This window comes from Pseudomonas sp. B21-053 (genome assembly GCF_026016365.1).
GTDB classification, from domain to species: Bacteria; Pseudomonadota; Gammaproteobacteria; order Pseudomonadales; family Pseudomonadaceae; genus Aquipseudomonas; species Aquipseudomonas nunensis.
In genome coordinates this window covers 4728223-4740432 of sequence record NZ_CP087205.1, presented here as the reverse complement: position 1 = coordinate 4740432, position 12210 = coordinate 4728223, and the positions used below count along the sequence as shown (strand labels likewise).

Genomic DNA, 12210 nt, shown 5'->3' with positions numbered 1-12210 from the left:
CACTTCTATCAACTGACAGATCGCTTTCGCGAGCAAGCCCGCTCCCACAGGGGATCCAGCACCCGCCGCTCCAGATTCAACGCCAGCACACTGATCAACACCACCACCGCCCCGACGATCACCATCAACGCCGGCCGCTCGCCCAGCGCGACAGACGCAATCCCCATTGCCGTCGGCGGCACCAGATACAACGTCATCGCCGCCCGGCTCAAATCCACATGCGCCAGCACAAACGCCCAGGCCAGGTACGCCAGGGCACTCGGTAAAACCCCCAACCCGATCACCGCCATCTGCACTGCAACCGGCGCCCGCATCACCTGATCCGCCAACCCCGGCAGATACACCAGCAACAGCACCGTCCCGGACCAGACCGTGTAGCAAGTCAGGGTCAAACCGTCATAACGCCCGGTGTGATGTTTTTGTAGGGCGAAGTAAAAACTCCAGGACACTGCCGCCCCCAGAATCAACAAGCCATGGGCATCAATACTGCCCAGCCCCTTGTCGCCAGCCACCACAATCACCACGCCGATCAAGCCCAGAAACACACATCCCCAACGCCAGACACTCACGCGATCCTTGAACACAAACCGCGCCAGCAATGTGCTGAACAACGGCGTCGATTGCGCCAGCACGCTGGACGCCCCGGCGCTGACCCCTTGCTGGCCGAAATTCAGCAGCACGTGATGCAGGCTCACGGCAAAGAAACCGAGGGCAATCAGGAACGGCAAGTCGCGCAGTTTCGGCAGGCTGATGCCTTTGAACACCGCGATCACCGCCATAAACGCCGACGCCACCAGAAACCGCAGCAACGCCAGATGGCCAGGATCGTAGGCTTGCAAACCGATATGAATGCCGGTCGGTGAATAACCCCAGCACGCCACGACGAATGCCATGGCCAGGATGATCTTGAGGGTAGGAGACAGTGGCAGCATGGTCGGGCACCTGTGGGTTGATGCCACCAGTATCAGAAGCCGGATCATTCGCCACAACTGACTTATACTGCGCTAATACATCACTTTTGGTGAGCAATATGGAACTGGCGCAGATTCGCATGTTCAAGACCGTTGCCGACGTCGGCAGCATCGCCCGGGCGGCGGAGCTGTTGCACTGCGTGCCGTCGAATATCACTGCGCGGATCAAGGCGCTGGAGGCCGAGTTGGGGGTGGCGCTGTTCCTGCGTGAAGGCCGAGGGTTGCGGATCAGTCCGGCGGGACAAACCTTTCTGGCCTACGCCTCGAAAATCCTCGCGCTGACGACGGAGGCCAAGCGCGCGCTGGACCCGTCCGCCGATCCCTCCGGGCCGCTGCGTATCGGCGCCATCGAATCCTCGGCCACCGGTCGCTTGCCGCGATTGCTCGCCAAGTTTCACAAGCGTTATCCCGGCGTGGCTCTGGAACTGACGACGGGTAGCTGGAGCCAACTGCTCGACGACACCGCCAATCACCGCCTCGACGGCGCGATCGTCGCGGTGGATGTCGAGCGTTCGCAGCTCAAGCGCACACCGATGTACCGCGAAGAGCTGCTGCTGATTGCATCGACGTCATTAGGGCCGGTGCGCGACGTCGCCGATTTGCAGGACAAAACCGTATTCATGTGGCCTCAAGGCTGCCCTTATCGCGCGGCGCTGGAGCACTGGTTGTTGCGCCAGGGCCAGGCACTGCCGATTGTCAGCCTGGCCAGTTACGGGGCAATTGTCGGTTGCGTCAGTGCCGGGGCCGGGGTGGCGCTGGTGCCCAAAGGGATATTCGATCAGTACGCCAAGGGCGCGGGTTGCGCCGGGTATGAGTTCCCGGAACTGACGGCGGTGGAGAACTTGTTCTACTGGCATGAAAACGCCGGGGTGCACCCGGCGCGTGAGGCGTTTGTGGGGATGTTGCGCGAAGAGTTCGCGTGATATCCAGGGTGTACGCGACTCTATGTAGGAGCTGCCGAAGGCTGCGATCTTTTGATCTTTAGCAATCTTCGACTCGCCGAAGATCAAGATCAAAAGATCGCAGCCTTCGGCAGCTCCTACAGTATCGCGGTGCCGGAGATGGCAGTGGTGCAAGTTGTATCGGAGTTACGTCGCCCCGACATCGCGCATCAACAACCCAAACCGCAAATCCACCGCATCCGGAATCGGCAGGTACACCGTGTGCCCATCCCCCGGCGCTATTTCAATTGGCTCGCCTTTGCTGTTCTGCAGCTCATGCAGATCGAAGTGAAAGTTGCCCTTGGGCGTCATCAACTCCATGTGATCGCCCAGGCCAAAACGATTCTTCACTTTCACTTCCACCAGTCGATCCCGCCGTTCGCCGGTCAACTCGCCGACAAACTGCTGGCGCTCCGACACTGAGCTGCCGTTCTGGTAATTCTGATACTCGTCATGCACATGCCGCCGCAGGAAACCCTCGGTGTAGCCGCGCTGGGCCAGGGATTTCAGATCGGTCATCAAGCTGCGGTCGAAGTCGCGCCCGGCCACCGCATCGTCGATGGCCCGGCGATACACCTGGGTGGTGCGGGCGCAATAGAAGTGGGATTTGGTCCGGCCTTCGATTTTCAGTGAGTGCACACCCATCTGTGTCAGGCGTTCGACGTGCTGCACGGCGCGCAGGTCCTTGGCGTTCATGATGTACGTGCCGTGCTCGTCTTCGAAAGCCGGCATCAACTCGTCCGGGCGATTGGCTTCCTGCAACAGGAACACCTGGTCGGTCGGCGCACCGATGCCGAGGGTCGGTTGAAACTGTTGGACGATTTCGCCGAGCTGATTTTCGGTGGCCTCCGTCGCCGAGTACTTCCAGCGGCAAGCGTTGGTGCAACTGCCCTGATTGGCGTCGCGCTTGTTCATGTAGCCCGACAGCAGGCAGCGCCCGGAGTAGGCCATGCACAGTGCGCCGTGGACGAATACTTCGAGCTCCATGGCCGGTACTTGCTGGCGGATTTCGGCGATTTCTTCCAGGGACAATTCGCGGGACAGGATGATCCGGCTCAAACCCTGTTGCTGCCAGAACTCAACGCTCGCCCAATTCACCGTGTTGGCCTGCACCGACAGGTGAATCGGCATCTGCGGGTAGTGCCGGCGCACCAACATGATCAGGCCGGGATCGGACATGATCAGCGCGTCTGGCGCCATGCCGACCACCGGTTCCAGGTCTTTCAGGAAGGTCTTGAGCTTGGCGTTGTGCGGCGCGATGTTTATCACCACGTAGAAACGCTTGCCCTGTGCCTGGGCCTCGCGAATGCCGAGGGCCAGGTTGGCGTGGTCGAATTCGTTATTGCGCACCCGCAGGCTGTAGCGCGGCTGCCCGGCGTACACCGCATCGGCACCGTAGGCGAAGGCATAACGCATGTTTTTCAAGGTGCCGGCGGGGGCGAGCAGTTCGGGAGCGATGAGGGGCATGGGGGCTTCGACCACAAAAGTCCGGCAGGGTAAGCGGCTTGACCCCGGGGTTTATTGATCTGGATCTATGCTTGATGAACAAACGGATGGCACTCGCGCGAACCGTGGCGGACTAAGCATCAGGAGACGAGTTTCGCGCTCCTTTTTGCGCACTGACATGGATCGGACATGAAAGAAACCACGCTACAAAAAAGATCGCTGCTCGTCTTGCTGCTCGCGGTCACCCTCGCGTTTATCGGGATCCTGCTGCCGTTTTACGGCGCGGTGTTCTGGGCCGTTATCCTCGGCATCGTTTTCGCACCGCTACAGCGGCGCTTGCAGATGAAATTCGGCTGGCCGCGCAACCTCACATCGCTGTGCACCTTGGGCATCTGCCTGGTGATCGCGATTTTGCCGGTGATCATCATCAGCGTATTGCTGGTTCAGGAGGGCGCGTCGCTGTACAGCCGCATCGAAAGCGGCGAGTTGGACATCGCGGCGTATGTGGCGCAGTTCAAGCACGGCTTGCCGCCGTATTTCCAGCATTTGCTCGATCGGTTTGGCGTCGGCGAGTTGAAAGGCTTGCAGGACAAGATCGTCAAGGGCGCGATGCAGGGCAGTCAGTTTGTGGCTGCGCAGGTCGTCACGTTTGGCCAGGGCACCTTCGAGTTCATCGTCAGCTTCTTCATCATGCTGTACCTGTTGTTTTTCTTTCTGCGGGACGGCGCCGAGCTGGCGCGCAAAGTCCGCACGGCCGTGCCGTTGCAGGAACACCAGAAGCGCCGCTTGCAGCTCAAGTTCAACCGCGTGGTGCGGGCCACCGTCAAAGGCAACCTGCTGGTGGCGATCACGCAAGGTGCGTTGGGCGGTTTGATTTTCTGGTTCCTGGATATCCCGAGTGCGTTGCTCTGGGCGGTGTTGATGGCGTTTCTGTCGCTGTTGCCAGCGGTGGGGGCGGGGATTGTCTGGGCGCCGGTGGCGCTGTACTTCCTGCTCGGCGGGGCGATCTGGCAGGGCGTGGTGCTGGGGTTGTTCGGGGTATTTGTGATTGGCCTGGTGGACAACGTGCTGCGCCCGATCCTGGTGGGCAAAGACACAAAAATGCCCGACTACATGATCCTGATCTCGACCCTGGGCGGCATGGCCGTCTTCGGTCTCAATGGTTTTGTAATCGGGCCGTTGATCGCTGCACTGTTCATGTCGAGCTGGGCGATTTTCGTCGAAACCAAGCCGCGGGTTCAGCTGCCTTAGGCAATCAGCTGGACGGTGCCCATTTTTTGCGACAGTGCCTGGGCGGCGGGGAGCGAGGTGAGCGGACCGCTGACAGGTTCGCCATCGCGCATCAGATACCAACAGGCGAGCAATCCCAGCTCTCTGAGCGATGCGGGAACCGCGCTGCCGACAACGGACATAATCTGAACCTGGGACATCATAAGTACCTCCATCAATCTATGGAGCCACCTTACGGATCGCACGGTTCAACGGACAATCAACGTTTTCGATAGTGGTCATTGATGCCAGTGAGTGTGGCGATCAATCCACGACCAGATCGAGCATGTGCACGACTTCCTGCTCATTGAGCAGGCCTTTGCGCACCAGGTTTTCGGCCAGCAGCGAAAGAAACTTGGCGCTGCGATGGCCTTCCAGGTGCTTGAGTTCGGTCAGTGTGTTGTACACCTTGCTGGAAGTGCACAAGCCGACATTGCGGTGCGGGTTTTGCGTGGGCATGAGGTCGTCCTTGTTTTTATCAACCTGTTGTTTACGGACAGATCCCAGCTTGCGGACCTGACATGACATAAATATGACCGTTTTCCCCAAAGTGGGGGAAGGGCGGCCCCGTCAATCTTGCCTACTTTACCTGCCGATACTGTCCCGACAGCGACCTTGACGAGATTTATCCAGACCTCGTCCGACTGACGGGCATAAAAAAGGCCCCGCTGTTAAGGCGGGGCCTGATGAACCTGTTACCAGCGTGGGCCACCGTAGTAACCACGGGGCGGGCCGTAGTAACCGCGTGGCGGACCGTAATAAACCGGCGCCGGGCGGTAGTAGACCGGTTGCTGCACGTACACCGGGGCCGGTTGGTAGTAAACCGGTGGCGGTGGTTGTTGCACGTAGACCGGTTGTGGCTGAACGTAAACCGGCGCCTGTTCTACATAGACCGGCCGATTGGCGTTGATGAGGGCCGAGCCGACGATGGCCGAACCAACGATCGCACCAAACACCGCTGGACCTTGCCAACCGCCACCGCCATGGGCTTCTGCCTGCCCTGCGACAGCCAGTACACCAATCAACAAGGCTACTGTGGGGATTTTACGGATCATGATAATTCCTCGGTTCTTCGACCCGGCGCTTGAATCTGCAATAGACCCAAGGATTGTCGCGGGGATACTTCTAAGACAGCGCTTTTTTGAAAAACTGCACAGCCGTTAGGTAAATTTTGTGTAAGGTCTGTACCGGCTTCCTTACGCTGCTGCAAAGCCGTGTGCAGACAGGCTTAATGATCGAACAGAACAGGATGGAATGGCTAATCCCGTCTATCTGAAAGTGCAATCGAAGGAGATATTTCATGCAGATGAACCCCAACAAAGACACCCAGCTGTGCATGTCCCTGTCAGGACGCCCCGGGAACTTTGGCCTGCGATTCCACAATCATCTGTACGAACAACTGGGGCTGAATTTTTACTACAAGGCATTCAGCAGTAAAGACCTGACCGGCGCGGTCGGCGGGATTCGTGCCTTGGGCATTCGCGGTTGTGGCGTGTCGATGCCGTTCAAGGAAGCCTGCATCGCGCTGGTCGATGATCTGGACGCGTCCGCTGCCGCGATTCAATCGATCAACACCATCGTCAATACCGACGGCCATCTCAAGGCTTACAACACCGATTACATCGCCATCGCTCAGTTGCTGGAAACCCATCAAGTGCCGAAGGAAACGACCTTTGCCCTGCGCGGCAGCGGCGGCATGGCCAAGGCTGTGGCCAGTGCCTTGCGTGACGGCGGTTACGAAAATGGTGTGATCGTGGCCCGAAACGAACGCGCCGGGCGGGCGCTGGCCGAATCCCTGGGTTATGAGTGGCAAGCAGAACTCGGCGCGCGCCGCCCGCAGATGCTGATCAACGTCACCCCCATCGGCATGACTGGCGGGCCGGAGGCCGATCAACTGGCGTTTGACGCTGACGTGATCAAGTCGGCAGAGACTGTCTTCGATGTAGTGGCGATCCCCTCGGAAACACCGCTGATCGTGCGCGGAAGGGCCGAAGGCAAGCGCGTGATCACCGGGCTGGAGGTGATTGCGATCCAGGCACTGGAGCAGTTTGTGCTTTATACCGGCGTGCGGCCGACGGATGAGCAGTTCCAGGCGGCGGTGGCGTTTGCGCGGAGTTGATTCTTTGAATTAATGGGTTGGCTTTGCTGACCCCTTCGCGGGCAAGCCTCGCTCCTACAGAGTTTGCGCAAATCCTGTAGGAGCGAGGCTTGCCCGCGAAGAGGCCGGCACATCCAACATAGATGTGACTGATACACCGCCTTCGCGAGCAAGCCCGCTCCCACATTTGATTTGTGTTGTCAGGTTATTCCAGGCGCGCCAGGCGTTCTTCCAGCGCCGCAATCCGCGCTTCCAGTTCTTCGATCCGTTCCACCGACACGCCGCCAGTCCCACGTTCCGCCGGGTTCTGCCGGGCTGCGAGGATCACTTCGATATCTGCCGGATCGCCCAGCGCATGCATGTAGCGGTCTTCCCGCTGTCCTGCCTGACGCGGAATCAGCAGCGCCAGACCCCGTGCAATCAAGCGCTCCAACTGATGCACCACTTGCTCGGCGTCTTCGAATTCATGCATGCGGCCACTGCGGGTCAGCAGTTCATTGACGGTTTGCGGGCCACGCAGGAACAACAGCCCGGTCAGGATCACCTGAGCCGGCACCAGCTCCAGGGCCTTATCCACCTTGTGTTCCCAGCGATCGGCACGGCTGCCCATCACCAGTTTGGTGAAGCCACGGCCTTCGAGGGCGCGCAGGCTCTGGCCGACCTGGCCCTGGGTCAGGTTCATCACCGGTTCGCGGCTGGTTTTCTGGTTGCAGGCGATCACCAGCGCATTAAGGGTCAGCGGATAGGTTTCCGGGCTGGTGGCCTGTTTCTCGATCAAGGAGCCCAGAATGCGGATTTCCGTGCTGTTGAGGCGCGGCTCGTCGAAGGTCGTCTCTTGCTCAGTGCTCATTCGCGCTTTTCCCTTTGCTGTCGATGCGTGCAGTCGAAGCCGACTAGCCTAATCCTTGCGAAACAAAAGGCAAGCCGCCCGGTCATCAAGCATGGCTATAATCGCTCCACGTTTTTACACCCGCCACAACACGAGACTGCCATGACTATTTCTTTGTACGCCGCTTCCGTTCCGGTTTTCCAACAACTGCTCAACGCCCTGAGCGATGTGCTGAACAAGGCTGAAGCCCACGCTACTGCCAAAAACATCGACCCGAACGCTTTGCTGCAAGCCCGTCTGTACCCGGACATGTTCCCGCTGGTGCGCCAAGTGCAGATCGCCGTTGATTTCGCCAAAGGCGTTTCTTCGCGTCTGGCCGAAGTAGAAGTGCCGAAGTACGAAGACACCGAAACCACCTTCGCCGAGCTGCAAGCGCTGATCACCAAGGTTCTGGCCTACATCGGCGAGATCAAGCCTGAGCAGATCGACGGCAAGGAAGGCATCGAGATCATCACTCGTCCAGGCACGCCGAAAGAGAAGCGCTTCAGCGGCCAGGCTTACCTGCTGAGCTACGGCTTGCCGCAGTTCTTCTTCCACGTCACCACCGCTTATGCGTTGCTGCGTCACAACGGTGTGGAAGTGGGCAAGCGCGATTACATGGGCGCGTTCTAAGCCGCCCAGGCAATAAAAAGCCCGCCAAGGTGTAAGCCTTGGCGGGCTTTTTTTGCTTTCTGTAGGAGCCAGGCTTGCCGGCGAAGGCGATCTTGAGTACGCCTTCGCCGGCAAGCCTGGCTCCTACAGGTGCGGTGTTATGCCAGACGCTGCGCTTTTTCGTCTTCACCCAAGCACGCGGCGGCGGTAAACAAAACATCCGTCGACGAATTCAACGCTGTCTCCGCCGAATCCTGCAACACACCAATAATGAAGCCCACCGCCACCACCTGCATCGCAATCTCACTCGGGATGCCGAACAGGCTGCACGCCAGCGGAATCAGCAGCAACGAACCGCCCGCCACACCCGAAGCGCCACACGCGCAAATCGCCGCCACCACGCTGAGCAAAATCGCCGTCGGGATATCCACGGCGATCCCCAGCGTATGCACGGCAGCCAAGGTCAACACGGTGATGGTGATCGCCGCGCCCGCCATGTTGATGGTCGCACCGAGCGGGATCGACACCGAATAGGTGTCTTCATGCAGGCCCAGACGCTTGCTCAATTCCAGGTTGACCGGAATGTTCGCCGCCGAACTGCGGGTGAAGAATGCGGTGATCCCGCTTTCCCGCAGGCACATCAGCACCAGCGGATACGGGTTGCGACGCAGTTTCCAGAACACGATCACCGGGTTCATCACCAGCGCCACGAACAGCATGCAACCTAGCAAAACCGCCAACAGATGCGCATAGCCGACCAACGCACCGAACCCCGAGGTGGCGAGGGTCGACGTCACCAGGCCGAAAATCCCCAGCGGCGCAAAGCGGATCACCAGACGCACGATCAAGGTCACGCCATTCGACAAGTCACCGAGCACTTCGCGGGTGGTATCGCCGGCATGCCGAATCGCAACGCCCATGCCGATCGCCCACGCCAGAATGCCGATGAAGTTGGCGTTCATCAGCGCGCTGACCGGGTTGTCGACCACGCTCAACAGCAAACTTTGCAGCACTTCACCGATACCGCCCGGCGCGGTCACCGCGACATCCTGGGTCGACAACACCAGGCTCGACGGGAACAACGTGCTGGCCACCACCGCGACCACGGCCGCAGCAAAAGTGCCCAGCAGATACAGAAACAGGATCGGCCGGATATGGGTTTCCTGACCGTGCTTATGGTTGGCGATGGACGCCATGACCAGCACGAACACCAGGATCGGCGCGACGGCTTTCAGGGCCGCGACAAACACTTTGCCGATGAACGCGGTGGACTTCGCCACGTCAGGCGCAAACAAGGCCAGGGCAATGCCGGCGATCAGGCCGAGGATGATTTGTGTGACCAGGCTGGTACGTTTCAAGCGGTGCAACAGGGACGGGGATGAAGCGCTCATAACGGTATCTCTGATTTTTTTAGGTGCAGGGTTCCGCGGTCACGCAGCAAAAAGCAGGGCAGGCCACATGGAGGAACCGAGAGGTATCGCGACATCAATGCCAACAACTGGCCGATGAATAGGGTGTACGAATCGCAGGGCGCGGACTTTATCACAGGGTCGTCCCGATCCTTCAGACCTGTGACGATCTGCCGCCTGGGTGTTCCACGCGATATGCAGGTTCGTGCAACCCGGTTTGGAAACACTCTGTTAAGCTTCGCCCCCTTCATTTTCAAGTTCTGCCAGCGGGCCTCCGGGCTATCGCTGCTGTCGGCGTTTTCTGGAGTTCTGCATGCTGTTGCTGCCCATTCTTCTGTTGTCTGCCGCCGGTTTCACGGTGCTGACCACGGAGTTCATCATCGTCGGCCTGCTGCCGGCGATTGCCCGGGACCTTGAGGTCACGATTCCCCAGGCCGGCCTGCTGGTGACGCTGTTCGCGTTTACCGTGGCTGCGTTCGGTCCGTTCCTCACCGCGTACTTCGCCCGTTTCGAGCGGCGCAAGCTGTTCATCTCGGTGCTGATCATGTTCGGCGTGGCCAACACCGTCGCGGCGCTGGCGCCGAATATCTGGGTCATGGCCGCCGCCCGGTTGATCCCGGCGCTGGGGCTGCCGGTGTTCTGGGCGCTGGCCAGCGAGACGGCGGTGGACATCGTCGGGCCGGACCACGCAGGTCGCGCGATTTCCAAGATCGGGTTCGGGATTGTGTGCGCGATGGTGTTCGGCATTCCGGTCGGCACGCTGATTTCCGATGCGTTCGGTTGGCGCAGTGCTTTCGGCATTCTGGCGGTGATCGCGTTTGCCAAGGCGTTGCTGCTGTATATCTACTTGCCAAGAACGATCCTGCATAAGCAGCAGGCGAGCTTTCGTTCCCAGTTCAAGATCCTGCGCAGCCCGTTGATGATCGGGCATGTGCTGCTGTCGATCCTGGTGTTTACCGGCATGTTCACGGCTTATACCTACCTGGCGGACATTCTTGAACGCCTGGCCGGTTTCGACGGCACGTTGGTCGGCTGGTGCCTCATGGGCTTTGGTGCGGTGGGGTTGTTTGGCAACTGGTGGGGCGGCCGTGCGGTGGATCGTCATCCGCTGATCGCATCGATGATGTTCTGCGCGTTCCTGATTGCCGGCCTGATTGCGCTGGTGCCGAACATCCAGTCGCCGCTCGGTCTGGCGGCGGCGATGGGCATTTGGGGGATCACTCAGGCAGCGTTGTTTTTGGTCAGCCATGTGCGCTTGATGAAAGCTGCACCTGAAGCGCCAGCCTTTGCCGCGTCACTGAACATCGCCGGGGCCAACCTCGGGATCGGCCTGGGCGCGATGGTGGGCGGTCGCGTGATCAATGCCTTTGGCCTTGGTGGCCTGGGTTTTGCGGCGGCTGCTTTCATCCTCGCTTCGATCCTGCTGGCCATGGCGCTGATGACCATGGCGCCGCGTGAGCCGGTCACAGTTCAGTAAACAACTCGCGTCGGGCACCTTCGGTAATGGCGACAATGCCGGGGTGCTTGACCTTGCGTTCCACTGAAATGGCATAGAACGACTCGGTGACCGCGTCGGTCTGGCCGATCAACTCCACGCCGTATTGGCGTATCACCTCGTCGGCAATCACGCTCGGGCCAATGAAAATCCCGCTGCCGGATTGGCCGAACGCCTGCATCAATGCGCTGTCATCGAACTCCCCGACGATACGCGGCTGAATCTGCTGTTCGGCAAACCAGCGTTGTAAACGACTGCGCACCACGGTTTCCGGCCCGGGAATCAGCAACGGTGCGCCGTGCAAGCTGTGCGGAAAATCCTGGCCGAACTGCTCCGCCAATTGTTTTGTCGCAAAAAAACTGATCCCGCACTCGCCGAGCTTCTGGCTGTAGCCCTTGATGTCCAGGTGCGACGGCATCGGGCTGTCGGAAATCACCAGGTCCAGGCGCTGGATCGCCAAGTCGGCGAGCAACCGTTCGAGTTTGTCCTCGCGACAGGTGATGCGCAGCGGCTCGCTCAATTCCATGGTTGGCGCGATCAGGCGATAGACGATGGATTTGGGCACCACGTCCGCCACGCCGACCCGGAATAGAATCTGCTGCTCATTGGGCTGGGCGCGGAGCATCAACTCCAGTTCGCCACCGAGCTGAAACATCTGCTCGGCGTAGGGCAGCGTCTGGCGCCCGGCCTCGGTGAGCTCCAGATTGCGCCCGACCCGACGAAACAACTCGATGCCGTAGGTTTGTTCCAACAGGGAAATCTGCCCGCTGATGGTTTGCGGCGTCAGGTTCAACTGCTCGCAAGCGCGCACGATGCTGCCGGTCTTGGCCACGACCCAGAAGTAATGCAGCTGTCGGTAGTTGAGCATTTGGAAGAACCCCTGTTCATATAACCCCCGTAGGAGCTGTCGAGTAAAACGAGGCTGCGATCCTTTGATCTTCAAAAATCAAAAGATCGCAGCCTCGTTTTACTCGACAGCTCCTACGGGTAGGTGCGCGGTTGATATCGGGTTTGAAGTCTGGATTCGGAACGGCCGAAGTATAACCGCTAAAAATACGAATTTTCCTGAAGTGTTTGCCTCTCTAGAATGCCTCGCTATCG

Annotated in this window: 13 protein-coding genes; 5 read left to right on the top strand and 8 right to left on the bottom strand. The window is 59.5% G+C overall.

Features of this window, described 5'->3' with window-relative positions; all coding sequences use genetic code 11:
• Positions 1-8: 8 nt before the first annotated feature.
• A complete protein-coding gene (locus LOY68_RS21270; protein ID WP_265039699.1) occupies positions 9-932 on the bottom strand; it encodes a DMT family transporter in 924 nt (307 codons plus the stop codon).
• A gap of 98 nt (positions 933-1030) precedes the next feature.
• Between LOY68_RS21270 and LOY68_RS21265 the strand changes: the two genes are divergently transcribed.
• On the top strand, positions 1031-1894 hold the full coding sequence (locus LOY68_RS21265; protein ID WP_265039697.1) for a LysR family transcriptional regulator: 864 nt from the start codon (positions 1031-1033) through the stop codon (positions 1892-1894).
• A 165-nt stretch (positions 1895-2059) separates the two neighbouring features.
• Here LOY68_RS21265 and yegQ read toward each other — a convergent pair whose 3' ends face one another.
• Complete coding sequence (gene yegQ / locus LOY68_RS21260) at positions 2060-3379, bottom strand: tRNA 5-hydroxyuridine modification protein YegQ (protein ID WP_265039695.1); 1320 nt, start codon at positions 3377-3379, stop codon at positions 2060-2062.
• A 168-nt stretch (positions 3380-3547) separates the two neighbouring features.
• On the opposite strand from yegQ, the gene LOY68_RS21255 reads away from it, so the two are divergent.
• The gene (locus LOY68_RS21255; RefSeq protein ID WP_265039693.1) at positions 3548-4609 is read left to right on the top strand and encodes an AI-2E family transporter; all 1062 of its coding nucleotides are present in this window, start codon (positions 3548-3550) and stop codon (positions 4607-4609) included.
• On the opposite strand, the gene LOY68_RS21250 is transcribed toward LOY68_RS21255, so the two are convergent.
• From LOY68_RS21250 to LOY68_RS21240, 3 genes are all read right to left on the bottom strand, one after another.
• On the bottom strand, positions 4606-4788 hold the full coding sequence (locus LOY68_RS21250; protein WP_265045821.1) for a hypothetical protein: 183 nt from the start codon (positions 4786-4788) through the stop codon (positions 4606-4608). The two genes, LOY68_RS21255 and LOY68_RS21250, sit on opposite strands and share 4 nt — an antisense overlap.
• Positions 4789-4891: 103 nt before the next feature.
• Positions 4892-5086, bottom strand: coding sequence for a hypothetical protein (locus LOY68_RS21245; RefSeq protein WP_054053875.1), 195 nt, complete (start codon positions 5084-5086; stop codon positions 4892-4894).
• Positions 5087-5322: 236 nt separating this feature from the next.
• The gene (locus LOY68_RS21240) at positions 5323-5682 is read right to left on the bottom strand and encodes a hypothetical protein (RefSeq protein ID WP_163913625.1); all 360 of its coding nucleotides are present in this window, start codon (positions 5680-5682) and stop codon (positions 5323-5325) included.
• Between the two features lie 245 nt (positions 5683-5927).
• Here LOY68_RS21240 and LOY68_RS21235 point away from each other — a divergent pair, with 245 nt between their 5' ends.
• Complete coding sequence (locus LOY68_RS21235; protein WP_265039692.1) at positions 5928-6746, top strand: shikimate 5-dehydrogenase; 819 nt, start codon at positions 5928-5930, stop codon at positions 6744-6746.
• Between the two features lie 184 nt (positions 6747-6930).
• Here the strand turns inward: LOY68_RS21235 and LOY68_RS21230 are convergent, their stop codons facing one another.
• Positions 6931-7575, bottom strand: a complete 645-nt coding sequence (locus LOY68_RS21230; protein WP_054053870.1) for a YceH family protein — start codon at positions 7573-7575, stop codon at positions 6931-6933.
• A 141-nt stretch (positions 7576-7716) separates the two neighbouring features.
• Between LOY68_RS21230 and LOY68_RS21225 the strand changes: the two genes are divergently transcribed.
• Entirely contained in the window at positions 7717-8226 is a 510-nt protein-coding gene (locus LOY68_RS21225) for a DUF1993 family protein (protein ID WP_163913630.1), read from the top strand.
• A gap of 137 nt (positions 8227-8363) precedes the next feature.
• On the opposite strand, the gene sstT is transcribed toward LOY68_RS21225, so the two are convergent.
• Positions 8364-9596, bottom strand: a complete 1233-nt coding sequence (sstT, locus tag LOY68_RS21220) for a serine/threonine transporter SstT (RefSeq protein WP_265039689.1) — start codon at positions 9594-9596, stop codon at positions 8364-8366.
• 334 nt (positions 9597-9930) lie between these two features.
• Between sstT and LOY68_RS21215 the strand changes: the two genes are divergently transcribed.
• A complete protein-coding gene (locus tag LOY68_RS21215; RefSeq protein WP_054053937.1) occupies positions 9931-11091 on the top strand; it encodes an MFS transporter in 1161 nt (386 codons plus the stop codon).
• On the opposite strand, the gene nhaR is transcribed toward LOY68_RS21215, so the two are convergent.
• Positions 11078-11977 (bottom strand): transcriptional activator NhaR, encoded by a 900-nt coding sequence (gene nhaR / locus LOY68_RS21210; protein ID WP_163913634.1) that lies wholly within the window; start codon positions 11975-11977, stop codon positions 11078-11080. The two genes, LOY68_RS21215 and nhaR, sit on opposite strands and share 14 nt — an antisense overlap.
• Positions 11978-12210: the final 233 nt, after the last annotated feature.

What these genes read in the sequence shown, in the direction of transcription:
- LOY68_RS21255 (WP_265039693.1), top strand. Translation starts at nt 3,548, where the DNA reads ATGAAAGAAACCACGCTACAAAAAAGATCGCTGCTCGTCTTGCTGCTC.
- LOY68_RS21245 (WP_054053875.1), bottom strand. Translation starts at nt 5,086, where the DNA reads ATGCCCACGCAAAACCCGCACCGCAATGTCGGCTTGTGCACTTCCAGC.
- LOY68_RS21225 (WP_163913630.1), top strand. Translation starts at nt 7,717, where the DNA reads ATGACTATTTCTTTGTACGCCGCTTCCGTTCCGGTTTTCCAACAACTG.
- nhaR (WP_163913634.1), bottom strand. Translation starts at nt 11,977, where the DNA reads ATGCTCAACTACCGACAGCTGCATTACTTCTGGGTCGTGGCCAAGACC.
- LOY68_RS21235 (WP_265039692.1), top strand. Translation starts at nt 5,928, where the DNA reads ATGCAGATGAACCCCAACAAAGACACCCAGCTGTGCATGTCCCTGTCA.
- LOY68_RS21270 (WP_265039699.1), bottom strand. Translation starts at nt 932, where the DNA reads ATGCTGCCACTGTCTCCTACCCTCAAGATCATCCTGGCCATGGCATTC.
- LOY68_RS21240 (WP_163913625.1), bottom strand. Translation starts at nt 5,682, where the DNA reads ATGATCCGTAAAATCCCCACAGTAGCCTTGTTGATTGGTGTACTGGCT.
- LOY68_RS21230 (WP_054053870.1), bottom strand. Translation starts at nt 7,575, where the DNA reads ATGAGCACTGAGCAAGAGACGACCTTCGACGAGCCGCGCCTCAACAGC.
- LOY68_RS21265 (WP_265039697.1), top strand. Translation starts at nt 1,031, where the DNA reads ATGGAACTGGCGCAGATTCGCATGTTCAAGACCGTTGCCGACGTCGGC.
- yegQ (WP_265039695.1), bottom strand. Translation starts at nt 3,379, where the DNA reads ATGCCCCTCATCGCTCCCGAACTGCTCGCCCCCGCCGGCACCTTGAAA.
- sstT (WP_265039689.1), bottom strand. Translation starts at nt 9,596, where the DNA reads ATGAGCGCTTCATCCCCGTCCCTGTTGCACCGCTTGAAACGTACCAGC.
- LOY68_RS21250 (WP_265045821.1), bottom strand. Translation starts at nt 4,788, where the DNA reads ATGTCCCAGGTTCAGATTATGTCCGTTGTCGGCAGCGCGGTTCCCGCA.